We start from the raw sequence: 20104 nt of genomic DNA, 5'->3' as shown, positions 1-20104 counted from the left end.
TAAGGTTACCGGAGGTAAGGCAAGGTGAGCCACTGCCGCGGCACGGTGAGGAGCAGGTCGAGATGAGTCCCCTTGAGCCACCTCGGGCACGCCGGGTCGCGGTGCTCGGCGGCACGCGCATCCCCTTCGCCCGCTCCGACGGCCCCTACGCCACCGCCTCCGACCAGGAGATGCTCACGGCGGCCCTGGACGGCCTGACCGAGCGCTACGACCTCCAGGGCCCGGGCGTGGTCGGTGAGTTCGTCGCCGGCGCCGTGCTCAAGCACAGCCGGGACTTCAACCTCGCCCGCGAGACCGTCCTCGGCTCCCGGCTGGACCCGCGCACCCCCGCCTACGACGTCCAGCAGGCCTGCGGCACCGGCCTGCAGGCCGTCATCGCCGCCGCCAACAAGATCGCCCTCGGCCAGGCCGAGTCGGCGGTCGCGGGCGGCGCCGACACCGCGAGCGACGCGCCCCTCGGCGTCAACGACCACCTGCGCCGCATCCTGCTGGAGGCGCGCCGCGCCAGGTCGGCGGGTGCCCGCCTCAAGGCGCTGGCCAAGATCCGCCCCGCCCATCTGATCCCCGACATCCCGCGCAACGCCGAGCCGCGCACCGGGCTGTCCATGGGCGAGCACGCCGCCGTGACCGCCCGCGCCTGGGGCATCACGCGTGAGGCGCAGGACGAGCTGGCCGCCACCAGCCACCAGCGACTGGCCGCCGCCTACGAACGGGGCTTCTTCCAGGACCTGGTGGTCCCCTTCCGGGGCCTGGAGCGGGACCAGAACCTGCGCCCGGACTCCACCCCGGAGAAACTCGCCGCTCTCCGGCCCGTGTTCGGGGTCAAGGACCCCGATCCGACGATGACGGCGGGCAACTCCACCCCGCTCACCGACGGTGCCGCCCTCGTACTGCTGGCGAGCGAGGAGTGGGCGCGGGCGCGCGGGCAGGCACCGCTCGCCTACCTGACCGCGTACGAGACGGCCGCCGTCGACTTCGTCCACGGCGATGTGGCGGACGGCGAGGACGGCCTGCTGATGGCACCGGCCCACGCGGTCCCGCGGCTGCTGGAACGCACCGGCCTGGACCTGGCCGACTTCGATCTCATCGAGATCCACGAGGCGTTCGCCTCCCAGGTGCTGGCCACGCTCGCCGCGTGGGAGAAGCGGGGCCTGCCGCCCGTGGACCGCGCCCGGCTGAACGTGGCGGGCTCCTCGCTGGCCACGGGACACCCCTTCGCCGCGACCGGCGCACGGATCGTGGCGACCCTGGCCAAGCTGCTGGCCGAACGGGACGGGCCGGGACGCGGCCTGATCTCGGTCTGCGCGGCCGGAGGGCAGGGCGTGACAGCGATCCTGGAACGTCCGTGAACCGCCGGCCTCTCGGCAGGCGGTACACGGCGGGTGGACGGGCGAGGCCGGTCCGGGGCGGGGCCGCTCGGCCTGCAGGGCGTCCAGGCTCTCGGCCGACAGAGCTGACAAGCCACCGAAGCTGAACCCCCCTCACATAACCCCCGAGACTGCACATCCCTGGCCCCGGACCCTTTCCGAACCCGCACAAGCCCCTCACAGCAGACCCGTACGATCACCTGCCTAACCGTCGGTAACCCCTGTCTGCGGCCCGCCGCCGGTGAACGCCTCGGTGTGCGAGGCACGTACGTCATGCAGCAAGCCGTGCACCGCTGCACGCCCGAGGAGCCGCCCGTGTCCACGCCGTACCCGAACGCCCCCGTCTCCTCAGGCGCCCCCGTTCCCTCCGGCGCCCCCGTCTTCGCCACCGACTACGACGGCCACCCGGTCCTGGTGGAGCCCGAGATCCGGCGGCTGGACGGGGCCGTACGAGAAGTGTCCGTACCGCCGTTCGCGCCGCCGGTCACCCATGGCTCGCTGGCCGACCTGCCGTTCGAGAACGCCGAGGCGGCCCCCGGCGCGATCGTGCTCAGCCGACGGCTGCCCGACGGCCGCTGGACCGACGTGACGGCCGCGCGGTTCGCCGAACAGGTGCTCGCGGTGGCCAGAGGGCTGATCGCCGAAGGGCTGCAGCCGGGAGACCGGATCGCCGTCATGGCCCGCACCCGGTACGAATGGACCCTGCTCGACTTCGCCGCCTGGGCGGCCGGCCTGGTCACCGTCCCCGTCTACCCCACCTCGTCCGTCTTCCAGACCCGCTGGATCCTGCACGACTCCGGCGCGGTCGCCCTGATCACCGAGACCGTCGGCCAGGCCTCCGCCCTCGGCCCCGAACTCCAGCACCTGCCCGACCTCAGACATGTCTGGGTCATGGACAAGGAGCACGTGGAACGCCTCGCCGAGGCGGGCGCGCACATACCGGACGGCGAGGTGGCCGTACGCCGGGGCATGCTGGGCCCCGACACCCTCGCCACGCTCATCTACACCTCCGGCACCACCGGCCGGCCCAAGGGCTGCGCCCTCTCGCACGGGAACTTCTTCGCCGAGGTCGACAACGCCATCGAACTGCTCTACCCGGTCTTCAAGGCGCGGGACGACGAGCCGTCGGTCCTTCTCTTCCTGCCGATGTCCCACGTCTTCGGCCGGATGGTGGCCATCGCCTGCGTCCGCGCGCGGGTCCGCCTCGGCCACGCGCCGAGCCTGGCGGCGCAGGACCTGCTCCCGGACCTGGCCGCCTTCCAGCCCACCTGCCTGCTGACCATCCCCTACATGCTGGAGAAGGTCTACAACTCCGCGCGGGCCAAGGCGGAGGCGGGCGGCCGGGTGGCAGTCTTCGACCGGGCGGCGGCCGTGGCCCAGCGCTACGGCGAGGCGGTCGAGGCCCGGCAGACCGGCACCGGCAACGGCCCGGGCCGCGCCCTGAAGACACAGCGCGCCTTCTACGACCCCCTCGTCTACCGCCGCATCCGCGCCGCCATGGGAGGCCGCGTCCGATACGCGATCTGCGGCGGCTCCCCCCTCGGCCGACGCCTCGCCGCGTTCTACGCCGGCGCCGGCATCGAGATCTTCGAGGGCTACGGCCTGACCGAGACCACCGCTGCCTCGACGGTCACCCCACCGCTCAAGCCCCGCCTCGGCACGGTCGGCTGGCCCCTGCCCGGCACCCGGGTACGGATCGCGGCGGACGGCGAGATCCTCATCGCCGGCGACCATGTGCTGCGCGGCTACTGGGACCCGCAGGCCGGCGGAGTCGTCCCCGCGACCCGGGACGGCTGGCTGCCCACGGGCGACATAGGCGAGCTGGACGACGAGGGATATCTGACCATCACCGGCCGCAAGAAGGAGCTGCTGATCACGGCGGGCGGCAAGTCGGTGGCCCCGGCCCCGCTGGAGAACTGGCTGCGCCAGCACCCGCTGATCTCCCAGGTGATGCTGGTCGGCGACGCCCGCCCGTACGTCGCCGCGCTGATCACCCTCGACCGCGACGGCATCACCCACTGGCGCCAGATGATCGGAAAGCATCCGGTACCACCTGAACTCCTCGTCGACGACCCGGAGTTGACGGCGGTCCTCCAGCGGGCGGTGGACGAGGCGAACAAGCTGGTCTCCCGCCCCGAGTCCATCCGCCGCTTCACGCTCCTGCCGGTCGACTTCACGGAGGCCGCGGGCCACCTCACCCCGTCGATGAAACTCCGCCGGGACCACATCCTGCGGGACTTCGCGGCACAGGTGGAGACCCTGTACGAGCGCTGATGCGGCGGGGCCGGTGAAGTTGCCGTGGGGCCGCCCGAGCGGCCCAAGGGCGCCTTTTCATCGGGGCGAGGGTCGACACCCGCTCCTCGCTGGTCCCCCCTCGTCCGGACTCGGCGGGGCGGGGAGCGGGTTGCCGCCTGGGTCGGTTGCGGCCCGCGAACGATCCTCGTACGGCCCCCTGAAGACAGTCAATCCTTGGGTTTTCTCGGCAAACCCAAGTGTTAGCTTGGGTGTTGTGACGCTGGACGACCTTCGCGTGTTCGTGGCCGTATGCCGCGCGGGCAGCCTCAGCTCGGTCGCCCGCGACCTCGGCTGCACCCAGTCCGCCGTCAGCCAGCACGTCAAGCGGCTGGAGCGGGAGACCGGGGTGGCCCTGCTCGAACGGCAGCCCCGTGGAGTCGTCCCCACCCAGGCCGGCCGCCTCCTGGAGGCCGCCGCGACCGAGGGCATCAACGCCCTCGACGTCGCCGTACGACAGCTGCGCGACCTGGTCGACGGTCACAGCGGCTACGTCCGTGTGGCCACCGGCGCCACGACCGTCCGGCATTTCATGTCGGACGCGGTCGTCACGTTCCGCCGCCACCACCCCAAGGTCAACCTGGAGTTCCGCACGGTCAGTTCGGGCCGCGGCAGCTTCGACGCCCTCGCCGACGGCACGCTGGACCTGGCCTGGATCACCATCGGCCCACCGGTGCGGGGCATCGAGCAGCGGACGGTCGTGGAACTGCCGTGGTTGCTGGCCGTCCCGGCGGACGACCCACTCGCCGACCGCCCGCACCTGGACCCTGCGGACCTCGCCGGCGTCCGGCTCATCCGGCTCCCCCCGAACTCCACGTCCGCCGCCCACCTGGAAACGGCGTGCGCCGAGCGGGGCGTCCGGTTCGCGTACGAGCCGAGCGTCGCCGACTGGGACACGGCGTTGCTGCTCGCCGAGCTGGGCCTGGGAAGGGCGGTCGTACCCGCCGTACCCGGCCTGCCCGTTCCCGGCGACGGCCCGCTGCGCCTGGTCCCCCTCCCCGGCCTCCGTCCCCTCCCCGTCGGCTGGGCCGTCCGCCGCTGGGACGCGCTCAGCCCGCCGGCCAGGGCCTTCGCGGACACGGTGGCCGCCTTGCGGTGAACGCCGGCTCCCCCAGACCGTCTTACCGCCTTGCCGACGTCCACGGCTCCCACCTCACCACCGCGCCCACCCCACCACCACCCCGCCCGATCAGCCTTCCTTCTGGGCCAGGAGGAACGCCTGTGGGACCAACGACGCCCCCCGTGCCTCCTCGGGCTCGCGCACGGTGCTGGAGCGGAGGGCGAACCCGGCGTCGGACAGCAGCTCCGCCATCTGCTCGGGGCGGCGCCGGTGGTGGTCCAGGGCCACGTCACGGCCCCAGGGACGTTCGAGGCGGAGCGGCACGTCACCCACCTGGAAGGCGAGCAGGAGCCGTCCGCCGGGGGCCAGCACGCGGTGGAACTCGGCGAACAGCGCGGGAAGTTCGTCCAAGGGTGTGTGGATGCTGGAGTACCAGGAGACGACCCCGGCCAGCGAACCGTCGGCCATGGACAACTCCCGCATCGAACCCTGCTCGAACCGCAGCGCGGGATGCTCGCGGCGGGCGATGGCGATCATGGACTCGGAGAGGTCGAGGCCGAAGACGGACAGGCCCAGGCCGGCCAGGTGGGCGGTGACCTCGCCGGGGCCGCAGCCGAGGTCGGCGACCGTGCCGCCGGGGCCGACCTGTTCGGCGTACGCGGCGAGGATGGCCCGTTCCAGGGGCCAATCGGCGAGGAAGTCGCGGAAGTGCGCGGCGTAGTCCTCGGCGACGGTGTCGTAGAAGGTGCGGGTGTCGGTCATGGGGAGGGACCGTAACGGGCCGCACCGACACTCCGCTTAGGCTGCTGCCGTTGGCCAACGCATCACACGGGGGGGGGTACCGGCCGATGAGCCATGCGACGGAGGCCTTTCAGCCACTGCAGGCCGACGATCCCCCCGTGGTGGCGGGGTACCGGCTGGCCGCCCGGCTGGGCGCGGGCGGCATGGGCCGGGTCTACCTGTCGCACACGCAGGGCGGCCGTCCCGTGGCGATCAAGGTCGTACGGCCCGAGCTGGCCGACGACCCGGACTTCCGGCGGCGGTTCGGCCGGGAGATCACAGCCGCCCGGCGGGTACGGGGGGCGTACACCGCCGAGCTGATCGACGCCGATGCCGACGGCGTGCCGCCGTGGCTGGCCACGCTGTACGTGCCCGGGCCGTCCCTGGCGGAGGCCGTGGCCCGGCGTGGGCCGTTGCCGGTGCCCGCGGTGCTGTGGCTGATGGCGGGGGTGGCCGAGGCGTTGCAGGCGATCCACGACGCCGGGATCGTGCACCGGGACCTGAAGCCGTCGAACGTGCTGCTGGCCGCCGACGGGCCCCGAGTGATCGACTTCGGTATCGCGCTGGCCGCCGACGGGACCTCGTACACGGCGACGGGGGGCACCATCGGCACGCCCTCGTTCATGGCTCCGGAGCAGGCGGCCGGGGACGAGGTGACGGCGGCGACCGACGTCTTCGCGCTCGGGCAGACGGCCGCGTTCGCGGCGCTGGGCAGGCCGCTCTACGGCGACGGCCCGGCCGTCAACGTGCTGTACCGGATCGTGCACTCCGAACCCGACCTGTCCCTGCTGCCGGAGGCGCTGCGTCCGCTGATGGCCCGGTGTCTGGCCGCCGACCCGGCGGAGCGGGCCACTTTGGCAGAGGTCGTGGACTGGTGCCGGCAGCGGCTGGGCGCGGATGCCGACGCGGGCGGGGGACCGGCGGTGTGGCGGGAGATCACCGGGCCGGAGGTCGTGGTACCGGCACCGGTCCCGGAGCCCACCCGGGCGCACCCGCAGCCGCAGCAGCTGATCGGGCACCTGGAGCCCACCCCGGCGCAGCCGCAGCCGCTCATCGGTTACCCGCAGCTTCCGGCGGGGTGGCCGCAGCCGACGCCGGAGGAGCGCAAGGCCCGCAGACGGCGTGCCGCGCTGATGTCGGTCGCCGGTGTGGTGGGCGGTGCGCTGCTGGTGGCACTCCTGGCGTGGTCGGTGATGGACGCCCGGAACCGGTCCGGTCTGCGGGACGCGGCGACCGGTTCCTCGGCGACCGGTTCCTCGGCCTCCGGCGGGGGAGCGTCCGCACGGTCGTCGGCGTCCGCGCCGGGATCCTCGTCGGACTCCTCGGAGTCCTCGGACTCGGGGGGCGGTGGCGCCGCACCGGGGGCGGGAGGGTCCTCCTCGGCCTCGCCGTCGCAGCCGCAGGCCGAGTCGTACGCCCCGCGGATGCTGGACGCGAAGAACCCGCTGAGCATCGAGGACCCGGACGGCAAGCCGAAGAACGACAAGGGGGCCATCCGCTTCGGCTGCAAGACGCCCGGCTGCGAGCTGGAGAGCGACGCCAGCGTGTTCGTCCAGATATTCGGCGGGCACGGCACCAGCCTCGACGAGTGCCGTCTCATGCTCCAGCACGCCACGCGTCACCGCTGGCCGCTGGCCTCGATGGCGAACGGCAGCGAGATCTGCATCAAGCACCCGTCGGGTGACATCGCGCTGTTCGTGGTCCAGACGAAGTCGACCGCGCTGCCGGACCTCGCCTTCCTCCAGGGCGACCTGACGGTCTGGCGGGACGCGGCCTAGCCCACCCCCGCCAGCCGCAGCAGCGCCGTCGTCGTCGCCGCGCCGAGGACGACGACGGCGAAGGGGGCCCGGCGCCAGGCCAGGGCGGCGCCGACCAGGACGCCGGCAGGGCGGGCCCAGCCCGCGAAGCCGCCGGACTCGGTCAGGGCGCCCGTGGCCAGCAGGGCGACGAGCAGGACTACCGCGCCCGCCGAGGCCAGCTCCTGGACGCGGTGCGGGACCGTGACCCGCCCGTGCAGGACCGGGCCGACCAGCCGGAAGGCGTATGTCCCGACGGCCAGGGCCAGGATCACGGCGACCGTGGCGTTCATGCGGCGGCTCCCGGGGCGGGCCCGCGGTGCAGGAGCAGTCCGGCGAGGGCGAGCAGCACCGGCACCCCGGCCGGCACGGCGGGCGTGGCCGCCAGGGCGAGGGCGGCGCCGAGCAGGGCGCATCGCCGTACCGCCGCGTCCGCGCGCAGGGTGGGCAGGACCAGGGCGACCAGGACGGCCGGGAAGGCGGCGTCCAGCCCGTAGCGGGCCGTGTCACCGAGGGCGCTGCCCGCGAGCGCGCCGGCCAGGACGCCGATGTTCCATACGGCGAACAGGCCGAGCCCGGAGATCCAGAACGCCCGCCGCTGCCGCGCCGGATCGGGCTGGGCGAGGGCGAAGGCGACCGTCTCGTCGGTGACCAGATGGGCGCCGAGGAAGCGGCTGGCGCGGCCGGTGCCGAGGATCTCGGCCACGGCGAGGCTGAAGGCGGCCGTGCGGGTGTTGAGCAGCAGCCCGGTGGCCGCGGCGGCGACCGGGCCGCCCCCGGCGAGCAGCACGCCCACCGCGCTGAACTGGGCGGACCCGGCGTACACCACCAGCGACATGAGCACCGGCACCCACACCGGCAGCCCGCCGGCGACGGAGACGGCGCCGAAGGAGACGCCGACGATGCCGCTGGCGAGCCAGACGAGCGAGCTGTCGCGGAGCAAGGGGGCGACGGCCTTCGGTGTTCGTTGTAGCGAACGCATGTTCTTTAGAATGGACAGCAGCCAGCCTGTCCGTCAAGGCGAACGATCGTACCGATGGAGCGAACGACATGTCCGAGGTTCCCGCCCGGCTCCCCATGGAGTGGATCGCCGCGTCCCTCAAGCGGGAGCGGACCCGCGCCGGGCTCTCCCTGTCCGAGCTGGCCAAGCGCGCCGGGATCGCGAAGTCCACGCTCTCCCAGCTGGAGGCGGCGAGCGGGAACCCGAGCATGGAGACCATCTGGGCGCTGGGGGTGGCGCTCGGCGTCCCGTTCAGCGCCCTGGTCGAGCCGCCGGTGCCGAGCGTCCGGGTGATCCGCGCGGGCGAGGGCCCCGCCGTCGCCTCGGAGCAGGCGAACTACGTCGCGACGCTGCTGTCGGCGAGCCCGCCCGGGGCCCGGCGGGACATCTACCACCTGCGGGCGGAGCCCGGGGCGGCGCGCACGTCGGAGCCGCACATCCCGGGCACGGTCGAACACCTGGTCGTCAGTACGGGCCGGGTGAAGGCGGGACCGGCCGGGGAGGAAGCGGAGCTGAATCCCGGGGACTACATGAGCTATCGGGGGGATGTGGCTCACTCGTACGAGGCGCTGGTGCCGGGCACGACCTTCGTCCTCGTCATGCAGCACACATAGGGAATGCGCCGAGAATTCACCGAACGAGTGGGTGCGGAAAAGGCAGGAGCCCCGTCGCCTTACGGCGTGGGGCTCCTTGGGTACTGCACTCAGGTTCTGCGATCAGGCAGTGATCAGACGGGGGTGACGTTCTCCGCCTGCGGACCCTTCGGGCCCTGCGTCACGTCGAAGCTCACCTGCTGGTTCTCCTCGAGGGAGCGGAAGCCGGAGGCGTTGATCGCGGAGTAGTGAACGAAGACGTCGGGGCCGCCGCCCTCCTGGGCGATGAAGCCAAAGCCCTTTTCGGCGTTGAACCACTTAACGGTTCCGGTAGCCATAAGCCCTCCTTGGGCTCAAAAGGGTTGCCCTGCTCCAGAACCTGCACGTGCGAAACGGTGCTGCACAACTGCATTCGTCTGAAAACGACGAGAGCCTGCGGTTACATGCTCCGCAGGCTCTGTACTGCAAGGGAAACCAAACTGCAACTTGCGGCGAGCCTAGCACGCGGGCAGCCGAAAGCAATAGAGGTCAAGATCACTTCACCCGGATGTTTGAACCCTCGCTAGCCCGTTTGGCGGCGGGGTCGGTCCGAGCACGGTACCGCACGGGTCTAGTCTCGCGATGTGGACAATTCTCGCACCCGGCCGCGCGTCGGCCACATCCAGTTCCTGAACTGCCTGCCCCTCTACTGGGGGCTCGCGAGAACCGGCACGCTCCTCGACTTCGAGCTGACCAAGGACACCCCGGAGAAGCTCAGCGAGCAGCTCGTGCGCGGCGACCTCGACATCGGCCCCGTCACCCTGGTCGAGTTCCTGCGCAACGCCGACGAACTCGTCGCCTTCCCGGACATCGCCGTCGGCTGCGACGGCCCGGTGATGTCCTGCGTGATCGTCTCCCAGGTCCCCCTCGACCGGCTGGACGGCGCCCGGGTCGCCCTCGGCTCGACCTCCCGCACGTCCGTCCGTCTGGCCCAGCTCCTCCTCGCCGAGCGCTACGGCGTCCAGCCCGACTACTACACCTGCCCGCCCGACCTCAGCCTGATGATGCAGGAGGCGGAGGCCGCCGTCCTCATCGGTGACGCCGCCCTGCGGGCGAACCTCCTCGACGGCCCGCGCTACGGCCTCCAGGTGCACGACCTCGGCGCGCTCTGGAAGGAGTGGACCGGCCTGCCGTTCGTCTTCGCGGTCTGGGCGGCCCGCCGGGACTACCTGGAACGCGAGCCGTCCATCACCCGCAAGGTCCACGAGGCCTTCCTCGCCTCCCGCAACCTCTCCCTGGAGGAGGTCGGCAAGGTGGCCGAGCAGGCCGCCCGCTGGGAGGCCTTCGACGAGGCGACCCTGGAGCAGTACTTCACCACCCTCGACTTCAGCTTCGGCGACCCGCAGCTGCGGGCCGTCGCCGAGTTCGCCCGCAGGGTGGGCCCGACGACGGGCTTCCCGGAGGATGTGAAGGTGGACCTGCTGCAGCCGTAGGCACGAGTCACTACGCTGCTGCAGACAAGGCGTCGGGGGGAGAGAGCGCCATGCAGCCGCTGGAAGCTGACGAACCGGCCGAGGTCGGTCCCTACCGGCTGCTCGGACGGCTCGGTTCCGGTGGCATGGGCCGGGTCTATTTCGGCCGCAGCGCGGGTGGCCGTACGGTCGCGGTGAAGATCGTGCACCCGCACTTCGCCCTGGACGAGGAGTTCCGCGCCCGGTTCAGGCGCGAGGTGGAGGCCGCGCGCCGGGTCGGCGGTACCTGGACCGCGCCCGTCCTGGACGCGGATCCGGACGCCCCGGTGCCCTGGGTCGCCACCGCCTACGCGGCCGGCCCGTCCCTCGCGGTGGCCGTCACCGACGGCGGGCCGCTGCCCGCGCACACCGTACGGGCCCTCGGCGCCGGCCTCGCCGAGGCGCTGACGGCCGTGCACGAACTGGGCCTGGTCCACCGGGACGTGAAGCCGTCCAACGTCCTGCTGACCCTGGACGGTCCCCTTCTGATCGACTTCGGCATCGCCCGGGCGATGGACGGTACGGCGTCCCTGACCTCCACCGGTGTGTCGATCGGCTCCCCGGGCTACATGGCGCCCGAGCAGATCCTCGGCGAGGGCGTCACCGGCGCCGCCGACGTCTTCTCCCTCGGTGCCGTCCTCGCCTGCGCGGCCACCGGCGAACCGCCCTTCCGGGGCGACTCCTCGGCCGCGCTGCTCTACAAGGTCGTCCACGAAGAGCCCGAACTCGGCCCCCTCGACGGTGAGCTGCGCGCGGTGGTGGCGGCCTGCCTGGCCAAGGACCCGGCGGCCCGGCCCGAGCCCGCCGAGGTGGGCCGGCGCCTCGCCCCCGAAGGCACCGCCCGGCTGATCGCGGGCGGCTGGCTGCCGGGCGCCCTGGTGGAACAGGTCAGCCGCAGTGCCGTACGCCTGCTCAACCTGGACACGGGGGAGGCGGTGCGGTCGGGACCCGTGCGCTTCAGCAGCCTGTCGGTGAGCGGAGCGGCGGGGCCGACGTCGGGCACCGGCGAATCCACGGCGACCGGTCACCGTCCGCCGGCGCCCACCGGCGAGTTCGGGGCGGCGCCCGTCATGGCCGTCGGTGGGCCGGTGACCAGCGCTTTTGGGATGCCGGCCGCGCCGACCGCCGTGCCTGCGCCACGGGACGTACCGCCCCCCGGCAGGGTCTCCCTCAGCGTGGCGGCGACCTCCGCGCCCGTGGAGGCCGGCCGCGGGCGCCGGCTGAGCTGCACGGTGGCGCTGGCGGTCGCCGGGGCGCTGGCCGCGGCCACCGTCGGGCTCGGCCTCCTGCTGCGGCCGTGGTTCCAGGCGGGCGGCGACACGAACGCGGGCGGTGACACCGCACACCCCCCGGCCCCGAGCGCGACGGCCGGCAGCGCCGGGGGCATGAGCGACCAGCCGGGCACCGTCCCGGCCCGCTACCTCGGCACGTGGGAGGGGCAGGCCACCGGCCTCGGCGGCGCCCTGCCCATGGGCACCTTCCGGCTCACCGTCCAGCAGGCGCGCGTCGGCGAGACGGTGGGACGGCTCCGGCAGACCGACCGGCTCGGCGCCGTCTGCGACGACACCCTCTTCCTGAAGAAGGTGACCAGCACCCAGATCCTCGCGACCTCGGTGGGCGCCGCCGGCAATGACGCAGGCTGCAACCAGGCCCCGCACCAGGTGGAGTTGACACCGGTCGGCGACGACCTGAAGTACACGTCGGACAGTTCGGAGGAGGGCAACCCGGTTTCGCGGATGTCGAAGGTCCGCTAGCGGGCGGAGCCGGGCTGTCCACGGATCAGCCGTTCGACATTCCGAGCCGCCCGAGCCGGGTACCGGGTGCGCGGGGCGGCCGGATGTCCGTAGGCTGCTCGGCGCACTTCCGGCAACGGCACTTCGAGGACACCCGCCATGGCGCTGCGCAGCACGGTGAGTTCGACGGAAGACCCGGCCGCGTGAGCGCGGCGGGGGTGACCACGGGCGCGCTGGTGCTGATCTCGGCGCTGTGGGGCGCGGTGGCGGGCGCGCTGCTGCCCCGGGCCGCGTACCGCTTTGCCGTCCCGTCCGGCGAGTCCTGGCGGGACCGGTGCCCGGACGGCCACCCGGTCCGCGGGTGGTTCGGCGGGGCGACGTGCGGACAGTGCGCGGGTGAGCACACCGCCTCCGCCCCCCGTCTCGCGCCCTCCGGCGCCCTTCTCGCCGCCGCCACCGCCCTGACCTGTGCCGCCCTCGCGGCCGCCACCGGCACCCGGCCCGAGCTGGCGGTCTGGCTGCTGCTCGCGCCGGTCGGGGTGCTGCTGGCCGTGGTGGACTTCCGGGTGCAGCGGCTGCCCGACCCGCTGACCCTGCCGCTCGCCGCCGGCGCGCTCGCCCTGCTGGGCCTCACCGCGCTGCTGCCCGAGCACGCCGGCCACTGGCTCACCGCGCTCTACGCCGCCCTCGCGCTCGGCGGCGGCTACTACGTGCTGCATCGCATCAACCCGGCCGGCATGGGCTTCGGCGACGTGAAGCTGGCCGTGGGCATGGGCGCCGTGCTCGGCTGGTACGGCTGGCCCACCGTGCTGCTGGGCACCTTCGCCGGGTTCCTGTTCGGCGCTCTCTACGGCGGCGCGCTCGTCGTCGTCCGGAGGGCGGGGCGCAAGACGGCGATCCCCTTCGGGCCTTTTCTGATGGCCGGCGCCTTCGCCGGGCTGCTGATCGGCGCGTACGCGGCCTGACGTCCTCGGGCGGAAACGGCTGGCGTACGCTGTTGCGGTCCGCTCACAACCCTTGACGAAAGGGACGCCCTGGTGACCGAGAAGGCCGACCTCCAGTCTGTCCTCGACCGTGCCGCCGCCGGTGGGCGGATCACCCCGGAAGAGGCGCTCGTCCTCTACCGCGACGCGCCCCTGCACGCCCTGGGCGCCGCCGCCGACGCCGTGCGCCGCCGCAAGTACGCCGGCATCGAGCACATCGCGACGTACATCATCGAGCGCAACATCAACTACACGAACGTGTGCGTCACGGCGTGCAAGTTCTGCGCGTTCTACGCGGCCCCCAAGGACACCGCCAAGGGCTGGACCCGCGACCTCGACGACATCCTGCGCCGCTGCGCCGAGACCGTCGAGCTGGGCGGCACCCAGATCATGTTCCAGGGCGGCCACCACCCGGACTACGGCGTGGAGTACTACGAGAAGCACTTCCGGGCCATCAAGGAGGCCTTCCCGCAGCTGGTGATCCACTCGCTGGGCGCCTCCGAGGTCGAGCACATGGCGCGGATCTCCGGCGTGTCGGTCGAGGAGGCCATCACCCGCATCCACGATGCCGGTCTGGACTCCTTCGCCGGCGCGGGCGCCGAACTCCTGCCCGAGCGGCCGCGCAAGGCCATCGCCCCGCTGAAGGAGAGCGGCGAGCGCTGGCTGGAGATCATGGAGACCGCGCACGAGCTGGGCGTGGAGTCGACGTCCACCATGCTCATGGGCACGGGCGAGACGAACGCCGAACGCATCGAGCACCTGCGCATGATCCGGGACGTGCAGGACCGCACGGGCGGCTTCCGCGCCTTCATCCCGTACACCTACCAGCCCGAGAACAACCACCTGAAGGGTCGCACCCAGGCGACCCTCTTCGAGTACCTGCGGATGATCGCGATCGCCCGCCTCTTCCTGGACAACGTCCAGCACATCCAGGGCTCCTGGCTGACCACCGGCAAGGAGGTCGGCCAGCTGTCGCTGCACTACGGCGCGGACGACCTCGGCTCGATCATGCTGGAGGAGAACGTGGTCTCCTCGGCCGGTGCCAAGCACCGCTCCAACCGGCTGGAGATCATCGACCTCATCCGCAAGGCGGGCCGCGTCCCGGCGCAGCGCGCGACGACGTACGAGCACCTCGTCGTGCACGACGACCCGGCGAACGACCCCGTCGACGACCGCGTGGTCTCCCACATCTCCTCCACGGCGATCGAGGGCGGCACGGCCCACCCCGAGCTGAAGCTGCTGGCGTCCAACTGAGCCTGCCGTGCTGACGATCCACGCCGCCCCACTGATCCTGCCGGTGGGCGTGGCACCCGTCGTGGACGGAGCCGTGGTGGTGGACGGCGACCGGATCACGGCCGTCGGGCCGTACCCGGAGGTCGCCGCCGCGGCGCCGGGCGCGCGGGTGCGGCGGTGGCCGGGAGTGCTCACCCCGGGCCTGCGTCAGTGGCACCCGCTGTGGTTGCTGCGCCACTGCTACCACCCCGACCCGCGCGAAGCCGACGAGCTGGGTGAACTGCCCCTGTGGGGCGAACGGCTGGCCGCCCTGGGCGACCTCGCCGAGACCCGCTGGGCGGGCAGCGTACGGCGCGGTCTGCAGCGGATGCTGCGGTACGGCACGACGGCGGTGGCGTCCCCGGGAGCCCGCTTCCGCGATCCGCTGGTGGCCACGGCCGTGGCCCGGTCCGGGCTGACCGTCGTCGGGATCACGGGCGCTCCGGGCAGCATGCTGCTCGGCGAGCGGCCGGACCTCGACCCGTTCGCCGAGGGGCACGACCTCCCCGGCACGGTCCACGGCCCGCTGACCGTCGGCGGCCGGGCCGACCTGGCCGTGTTCGACGTACCCGACGAGACGGCGCTGACGGAGCGCGGTGGGGCGACCTGTGTGGCGACCGTGCTGGCCGGCCGGCTGGTGTACCGGGGCCGTTGACCGGTTCAGCCGGAGAACCGCTTCCCGAACGCCCCCGAACCCTGCGTCACCCCGCTGCAGTCGGTCGCCGCGTCGTCCTGCCCGGCCTCCCCGTCCATGCACTGCTGGTCGCGGAAGGCCGACCACATCGACACCCAGGCGATCTCCTTGTCCTCGGCGAAGGTGCGCACCTGGTCGGCGTCGGAGAGCGTGAACGTCTCACCGGCCACGTCGTTGACGCCGATCATCGAGGTGAGCGCCATGCCCCGCCAGGCACCGGAGTCCGACAGCCCGAACACCTTCTTGAGCTGGGTGTGGGCGGCCCGTGCGGAGGCGAGGGCGTAGTCGCCCATGTCGCCCCCGTACGACTCGCCGTAGTTCATGGTCATCAGGTTGACCGTGGAGACCTGGACGTCGTACGTGTTCGCCGACTCCAGCAGGGCGAGGCTGTCGGAGTCGAGGCCCGAGGGCATCACCGGCAGGGTGAAGGAGACCTTCAGGTCCGGGCGTTCCTGCTGCAGCCTGGCTATCGCCTGCGCACGCAGCGCGACGGAGGCGGAGTCGGTCAGTTCGTCGCCCTCGATGTCGAAGTCGGCCTGGGTGGAACCGGCCGCGTCCAGCGCCTCGGCGTACGCGGCGGCCAGCGCGGAGACGCTGTGGCAGGTGGCGGCCAGTTCCTTGCCGGAGGCCCCGCCGAAGGAGACGCGGACGGTGGCGCCGTCCTTCTTCAGCCCCGCGATCCGGGACTTCACCGCGGAGTCGCCGATCGCCTCGGTGCCGTTCCACCGCGGCGCGCAGCCGCTGCCGTCGGCGATCACGAAGGCGAGGTTGTACGTCGACGGGGACCCGGCGGAATCGGTGGCGGCGGCCTCGGTGGCGCTGACGTAGGGGGCGTAATCGGGAGTGTACGCAGGGGAGGAGCCGGGGGAGCGGGCTGTGCTCGCCGCCTCCTCGGAGCAACCGGTCACTGCGAGTGCAAATGCGCAAGCGAACCCGGCGATCGGCCTCAGTGAACTTCTCATCGCGTGTGCACCCGTTCTTGTGACATATGCCGCAGGAAGGAAACGGAAAGCGTTCCCAGGGAGGAAATCTCTCACACGAAACCGTGTGCCTAGGCGGTCTTCTCAGGGAAACGACAGGTTGAGCCAGGCCTCATGGGTGGCTCACAGGGTTTTCCAGGAAAGGGACACATAAAAGCTCTCTAATATCCGAGGAATGCAATCCGAACCCGCCATCGAAAGTCGCGCCGTCAGGTGCGGTCGCCGTCGCAAACATGGCAACGGGCCTGTCGAGGGGCCCGTGTTCGTTGACACCACCGGACGCCGGTCGAAGGTGCTGCGCCGCCTCGGCCTGCTGGTCGGCGCCGTCTGCCTCACCTATGCGGGCGTGCTCGTCGCCGCCTTCATGGGCTGGGGCACCTCCCTCGACCCGTCCTCCCTGCTGCCCTTCGGCAACGCCGGCGGGCGCCAGGCCCCCGGCCAGGTACGGCCGCAGGGCGGTATCGGCCGCCAGGCGGACCTGCCGAACGGCACGCCCTCGGTGCCGCCCTCGGTCACCGCCCTCGTCGCCACCACCCCGTCCGTGTCCGCGTCCGCGTCCGCGGGCGCCAACTGACCGGAGCGCAGCGGCAGTCATGACCACTCCGACGTCCTCCCGGGGCCGCAGGCGCGCGCCCACCCGCATCGAACGCGCCGCAGGCCGGGCCGCGGCGCTCCAGCGGCCCCGCACCATCCTCGCCCTCCTGCTCCTGCTGGCGCTGACCTGCGTGATGCTGCTCGACGGCTATCTGCGCTCCGAGGTCGGCGGCGACCAGCGGGTGCGCACCGGCGCGAGCGCCGACAAGGTCCCCGACAAGATCCTGAACGGCGGCCCGATCCTCACCTTTCGGGGTGGCCAGGCCACCACGGTCTCCGTCCCGTCCAAGACCATCGCGCTCACCTTCGACGACGGCCCGAACCCGACCTGGACGCCCCAGGTCCTCGCGATCCTGCGCAAGTACGACGTCCCCGGCACGTTCTTCCTGGTCGGCTCGATGGTGTCGCGCTATCCGGGCATCGTGAAGACGATGGTCCAACAGGGCAACGAGGTCGGCATCCACACCTTCACGCACGTCGACCTGTCGTACCAGAGCGCCGCCCGTGTCGACCGCGAGATGGAGCAGACGCAGCTCGCCCTCGCCGGCGCGGCCGGCATCACCACGACCCTGTTCCGCGCGCCGTACTCCTCCGAGACCGACGCCATCGACGACTACAGCTGGCCCGTCTACCAGAAGCTCGGCAAGGACGGCTACACCAGCGTCTTCGTCGACACCGACAGCGACGACTGGAAGCGGCCGGGCGTATCGAAGATCGTCCAGTGGGCCACCCCGAAGGGCGGCGCGGGCGCCTCGGTCCTCTTCCACGACGCGGGCGGCGAGCGCTCGCAGACCATCGAGGCGCTGCCCGAGTACATCGAGAAGATGAAGGCGAAGGGCTACACCTTCACCACCATCAGCGGCGTCATCGACAAGCAGCGCGCCACCGAACGGCAGGCGGCGAACGGGGGCACGGCCGGACAGCCGGCGGAGGGTGCGACCGAAGCCGGGGCGGCCGGCACCGGACCGGTCGCGACACCGGGCGGCACCGCGACCGGCCCCGCCCGCCTCCAGGCCGCCCATCGCACCGCCACCGGGATGACCCTCTACGAGGGCAAGGCCCTCATCGCGGCCGTCGCCGTCGCCGAATGGACCCTGCCGGTGCTCTCCGTCGGGCTGATGGTCGTCGGCGTGGCCGTCATGGGCCGCTTCGGGATGATGGTGATCCTCGCCCGCCGCCACCACCGGCAACGCAACAGACGCCGGTTCAGCTGGGGCCCGCCGGTCACCCGGCCGGTGAGCGTGATCGTGCCGGCGTACAACGAGAAGGAGTGCATCGCCAACACCCTGAAGTCGCTGGCGCGGAGCACCCATCCGATCGAGATCATCGTCGTCGACGACGGTTCGACGGACCGCACCTCCGAGATCGCGCGCGAGGCGGCCGAGTCGCTCGGCATGACGAACGTCCGGATCATCCGGCAGGAGAACGCGGGCAAGCCGGCCGCCCTGAACAACGGCGTCCGCAACGCCGCTCACGACATCGTCGTGATGATGGACGGCGACACCGTCTTCGAACCGGACACCGTACGGCACCTCGTGCAGCCCTTCGCCGATCCCCGGGTCGGCGCGGTCGCCGGCAACGCCAAGGTCGGCAACCGCAACACGGTCATCGGCGCCTGGCAGCACATCGAGTACGTGATGGGCTTCAACCTCGACCGGCGCATGTACGACCTGCTGCGCTGCATGCCGACGATCCCGGGAGCGATCGGCGCGTTCCGCCGGGAGGCGGTGCTCGCGGTCGGCGGGATGAGCGAGGACACCCTCGCCGAGGACACCGACATCACGATCGCGATGCACCGCGCGGGCTGGCACGTCGTCTACCAGGAACACGCCAGGGCCTGGACGGAGGCGCCGGGCTCCATGAAACAGCTCTGGTCCCAGCGCTACCGCTGGTCGTACGGCACCATGCAGGCCCTGTGGAAGCACCGCAAGTCCCTGACGGACAAGGGACCTTCGGGCCGCTTCGGGCGTGTCGGCATGCCCCTGGTGGTGATCTTCCAGATCGTCACGCCGGTCTTCGCCCCGCTGATCGACGTCTTCACCGTCTACTCGATGATCTTCATCGACCTGCGCGCGGCCCTGCTGGCGTGGCTGGCGGTGCTCGGTGTCCAACTGGCTTGCGCCGCTTACGCGTTCCGCCTCGACCGCGAGAAGTACCGCTACCTGCTCATGATGCCCCTGCAGCAACTGGCCTACCGCCAGATGATGTACCTCGTCCTCATCCACTCCTGCATCACCGCCCTCACCGGCGGCCGCCTCCGCTGGCAGAAGCTGAAGCGCACGGGCGAGGTGGGGACACCGGCGGGGGTGAGCTGAGTGGGATCGCACAGGAAGGGGGATGCCGGGGTCCGCCCGGCTGCGGGCGCCCCTTGCGGCACCGCCCGACCGTCCCGGGCCGAGCCACCGCGGCCAGGAGCGACCGGAAGAGACCGCTACTTCGACACCCTCAGGGCCGTGGCCCTGATCAGGGTCGTCACGTACCACACCTTCGGCTGGCCCTGGTGCGCCCTCCTCTTCCCCTCCATGGGCGTCATGTTCGCCCTCGCCGGCACCCTCATGGCCAGGTCCCTGGAACGCCCCGCCCTGAAGGTGCTCAGAGGCCGTCTGCGCCGCCTCCTGCCCCCCTTCTGGTTCTGGGGGGTCTTCGTGGTGCTCGCGATGCTGATCCACGGCTGGATGCCAGGCCGGCAGATCGTCTACTGGATCGTCCCGCTCGGCGACCCGCCGGGCAGCGCATGGGGCGAGCAGGCCTGGGAGATCCTCTGGTACCTGCGCACGTACCTCTGGTTCGTCCTCCTCTCCCCGGCCCTGCTGTGGATCTTCCGCAAGGCTCCCGTCCCCGTACTGCTCCTCTCCCTCACCCCGATCCTGGTCCTCGCCTTCGCCTGGTCCGGCCCGGACGACCGCTTCGGCAGCGCCCTGTGGGACCTGTCGACGTATCTCTGCTGCTGGATCCTCGGCTTCGCCCACCGCGACGGCGTGCTCCAGCGGATGAGACCGGCCCTCGTGCCGGCCCTGTCATGCGCGGCGCTGGGCTACGGCGCCTGGTACGCGTTCTCGCACGGGGCCGACTTCGGCACGTACGACCTCGACGAGAACCCCCTCGCCCAGGCCTTCTGGTCGGCCGGCTTCGTGCTGCTGCTGATGTGGGCGAAGGCGTACTTCCGGATCGACTTCGCGTGGCTCGCCCGTTTCCGCCGCCTCGACCGGACGGTCACCGTCTTCAACGCGCGCGCGGTGACGATCTACCTGTGGCACGAGATCGCCCTGATCCTCGCCGTCCCGCTGATCGACCGGTTCTGGAACGTGCCCGCCTTCGCGACGTACCTGCCGCTGGACAGCGAGTGGTTCATGTTCGGCGTCGGCTGGCTCCTGATCGCCGTCTTCGTCCTGCTGTGCGGCTGGGTGGAGGACATCGCGGCACGCAAGAAGCCGAGGCTCGTGCCGTGAGGCCGGGCTGCAACAATGGGC

Annotated in this window: 18 protein-coding genes; 13 read left to right on the top strand and 5 right to left on the bottom strand. The window is 72.1% G+C overall.

All coding sequences use genetic code 11. The annotated features are described in order from the left end of the window. Nucleotides 1-62 precede the first annotated feature (62 nt). The 3 genes from ACGFRF_RS24060 (at nt 63) to ACGFRF_RS24050 (ending at nt 4758) form a co-directional block, all read left to right on the top strand. Nucleotides 63-1349 carry an acetyl-CoA C-acetyltransferase gene (locus tag ACGFRF_RS24060; RefSeq protein ID WP_393743083.1) on the top strand — a complete coding sequence of 429 codons (1287 nt, stop codon included), beginning with the start codon at nt 63-65 and terminating at the stop codon, nt 1347-1349. Nucleotides 1350-1682: 333 nt separating this feature from the next. Beyond that, nucleotides 1683-3641 (top strand): AMP-dependent synthetase/ligase, encoded by a 1959-nt coding sequence (locus ACGFRF_RS24055; RefSeq protein ID WP_393743081.1) that lies wholly within the window; start codon nt 1683-1685, stop codon nt 3639-3641. A gap of 235 nt (nt 3642-3876) precedes the next feature. Next, a complete protein-coding gene (locus tag ACGFRF_RS24050; protein WP_393743079.1) occupies nt 3877-4758 on the top strand; it encodes a LysR family transcriptional regulator in 882 nt (293 codons plus the stop codon). 90 nt (nt 4759-4848) lie between these two features. On the opposite strand, the gene ACGFRF_RS24045 is transcribed toward ACGFRF_RS24050, so the two are convergent. Continuing rightward, nucleotides 4849-5481: a class I SAM-dependent methyltransferase gene (locus tag ACGFRF_RS24045; RefSeq protein WP_393743077.1), complete on the bottom strand. Its 633-nt coding sequence runs from the start codon at nt 5479-5481 to the stop codon at nt 4849-4851. Nucleotides 5482-5567: 86 nt separating this feature from the next. Here ACGFRF_RS24045 and ACGFRF_RS24040 point away from each other — a divergent pair, with 86 nt between their 5' ends. Next, on the top strand, nt 5568-7277 hold the full coding sequence (locus tag ACGFRF_RS24040) for a serine/threonine-protein kinase (protein ID WP_393743075.1): 1710 nt from the start codon (nt 5568-5570) through the stop codon (nt 7275-7277). On the opposite strand, the gene ACGFRF_RS24035 is transcribed toward ACGFRF_RS24040, so the two are convergent. Further along, on the bottom strand, nt 7274-7588 hold the full coding sequence (locus tag ACGFRF_RS24035) for an AzlD domain-containing protein (protein WP_393743073.1): 315 nt from the start codon (nt 7586-7588) through the stop codon (nt 7274-7276). The genes ACGFRF_RS24040 and ACGFRF_RS24035 overlap by 4 nt on opposite strands. Then, nucleotides 7585-8277, bottom strand: a complete 693-nt coding sequence (locus ACGFRF_RS24030; RefSeq protein ID WP_393743071.1) for an AzlC family ABC transporter permease — start codon at nt 8275-8277, stop codon at nt 7585-7587. Before ACGFRF_RS24030 ends, ACGFRF_RS24035 begins: the two co-directional genes overlap by 4 nt. Before the next feature lie 68 nt (nt 8278-8345). On the opposite strand from ACGFRF_RS24030, the gene ACGFRF_RS24025 reads away from it, so the two are divergent. Continuing rightward, nucleotides 8346-8909 carry a helix-turn-helix domain-containing protein gene (locus ACGFRF_RS24025; RefSeq protein ID WP_393743069.1) on the top strand — a complete coding sequence of 188 codons (564 nt, stop codon included), beginning with the start codon at nt 8346-8348 and terminating at the stop codon, nt 8907-8909. A 113-nt stretch (nt 8910-9022) separates the two neighbouring features. Here the strand turns inward: ACGFRF_RS24025 and ACGFRF_RS24020 are convergent, their stop codons facing one another. After that, on the bottom strand, nt 9023-9226 hold the full coding sequence (locus ACGFRF_RS24020) for a cold-shock protein (protein ID WP_003992177.1): 204 nt from the start codon (nt 9224-9226) through the stop codon (nt 9023-9025). Between the two features lie 285 nt (nt 9227-9511). On the opposite strand from ACGFRF_RS24020, the gene ACGFRF_RS24015 reads away from it, so the two are divergent. The 5 genes from ACGFRF_RS24015 to ACGFRF_RS23995 all read left to right on the top strand — a co-directional run bounded on the left by ACGFRF_RS24015 (nt 9512) and on the right by ACGFRF_RS23995 (nt 15021). Beyond that, nucleotides 9512-10360 (top strand): menaquinone biosynthetic enzyme MqnA/MqnD family protein, encoded by an 849-nt coding sequence (locus tag ACGFRF_RS24015; protein WP_393743067.1) that lies wholly within the window; start codon nt 9512-9514, stop codon nt 10358-10360. Between the two features lie 50 nt (nt 10361-10410). Beyond that, a complete protein-coding gene (locus tag ACGFRF_RS24010; protein WP_393743065.1) occupies nt 10411-12132 on the top strand; it encodes a serine/threonine-protein kinase in 1722 nt (573 codons plus the stop codon). A 197-nt stretch (nt 12133-12329) separates the two neighbouring features. Then, nucleotides 12330-13076 carry a prepilin peptidase gene (locus ACGFRF_RS24005; protein ID WP_393743256.1) on the top strand — a complete coding sequence of 249 codons (747 nt, stop codon included), beginning with the start codon at nt 12330-12332 and terminating at the stop codon, nt 13074-13076. A gap of 72 nt (nt 13077-13148) precedes the next feature. Further along, entirely contained in the window at nt 13149-14348 is a 1200-nt protein-coding gene (gene mqnC, locus ACGFRF_RS24000; protein ID WP_393743063.1) for a cyclic dehypoxanthinyl futalosine synthase, read from the top strand. A 7-nt stretch (nt 14349-14355) separates the two neighbouring features. After that, a complete protein-coding gene (locus ACGFRF_RS23995; RefSeq protein WP_393743061.1) occupies nt 14356-15021 on the top strand; it encodes a hypothetical protein in 666 nt (221 codons plus the stop codon). A gap of 5 nt (nt 15022-15026) precedes the next feature. On the opposite strand, the gene ACGFRF_RS23990 is transcribed toward ACGFRF_RS23995, so the two are convergent. Further along, complete coding sequence (locus ACGFRF_RS23990; protein ID WP_393743059.1) at nt 15027-16022, bottom strand: chitinase; 996 nt, start codon at nt 16020-16022, stop codon at nt 15027-15029. A gap of 277 nt (nt 16023-16299) precedes the next feature. Between ACGFRF_RS23990 and ACGFRF_RS23985 the strand changes: the two genes are divergently transcribed. The 3 genes from ACGFRF_RS23985 to ACGFRF_RS23975 are packed head-to-tail and all read left to right on the top strand — an operon-like array spanning nt 16300 to nt 20083. Further along, a complete protein-coding gene (locus ACGFRF_RS23985) occupies nt 16300-16614 on the top strand; it encodes a hypothetical protein (RefSeq protein WP_393743057.1) in 315 nt (104 codons plus the stop codon). A gap of 19 nt (nt 16615-16633) precedes the next feature. Continuing rightward, on the top strand, nt 16634-18949 hold the full coding sequence (locus ACGFRF_RS23980) for a bifunctional polysaccharide deacetylase/glycosyltransferase family 2 protein (protein ID WP_393743055.1): 2316 nt from the start codon (nt 16634-16636) through the stop codon (nt 18947-18949). Continuing rightward, nucleotides 18950-20083 (top strand): acyltransferase, encoded by a 1134-nt coding sequence (locus ACGFRF_RS23975; RefSeq protein ID WP_393743053.1) that lies wholly within the window; start codon nt 18950-18952, stop codon nt 20081-20083. It abuts the gene before it with no gap. Nucleotides 20084-20104: the final 21 nt, after the last annotated feature.

Source organism: Streptomyces sp. NPDC048521, assembly GCF_043199855.1.
In the GTDB taxonomy this organism is placed as follows: domain Bacteria; phylum Actinomycetota; class Actinomycetes; order Streptomycetales; family Streptomycetaceae; genus Streptomyces.
This window is presented reverse-complemented; position numbering and strand designations above follow the sequence as displayed.

What these genes read in the sequence shown, in the direction of transcription:
- ACGFRF_RS24045 (WP_393743077.1), bottom strand. Translation starts at nt 5,481, where the DNA reads ATGACCGACACCCGCACCTTCTACGACACCGTCGCCGAGGACTACGCC.
- ACGFRF_RS23980 (WP_393743055.1), top strand. Translation starts at nt 16,634, where the DNA reads ATGACCACTCCGACGTCCTCCCGGGGCCGCAGGCGCGCGCCCACCCGC.
- ACGFRF_RS23990 (WP_393743059.1), bottom strand. Translation starts at nt 16,022, where the DNA reads ATGAGAAGTTCACTGAGGCCGATCGCCGGGTTCGCTTGCGCATTTGCA.
- ACGFRF_RS24010 (WP_393743065.1), top strand. Translation starts at nt 10,411, where the DNA reads ATGCAGCCGCTGGAAGCTGACGAACCGGCCGAGGTCGGTCCCTACCGG.
- ACGFRF_RS24020 (WP_003992177.1), bottom strand. Translation starts at nt 9,226, where the DNA reads ATGGCTACCGGAACCGTTAAGTGGTTCAACGCCGAAAAGGGCTTTGGC.
- ACGFRF_RS24030 (WP_393743071.1), bottom strand. Translation starts at nt 8,277, where the DNA reads ATGCGTTCGCTACAACGAACACCGAAGGCCGTCGCCCCCTTGCTCCGC.
- ACGFRF_RS24040 (WP_393743075.1), top strand. Translation starts at nt 5,568, where the DNA reads ATGAGCCATGCGACGGAGGCCTTTCAGCCACTGCAGGCCGACGATCCC.
- ACGFRF_RS24035 (WP_393743073.1), bottom strand. Translation starts at nt 7,588, where the DNA reads ATGAACGCCACGGTCGCCGTGATCCTGGCCCTGGCCGTCGGGACATAC.
- ACGFRF_RS24025 (WP_393743069.1), top strand. Translation starts at nt 8,346, where the DNA reads ATGTCCGAGGTTCCCGCCCGGCTCCCCATGGAGTGGATCGCCGCGTCC.
- ACGFRF_RS24060 (WP_393743083.1), top strand. Translation starts at nt 63, where the DNA reads ATGAGTCCCCTTGAGCCACCTCGGGCACGCCGGGTCGCGGTGCTCGGC.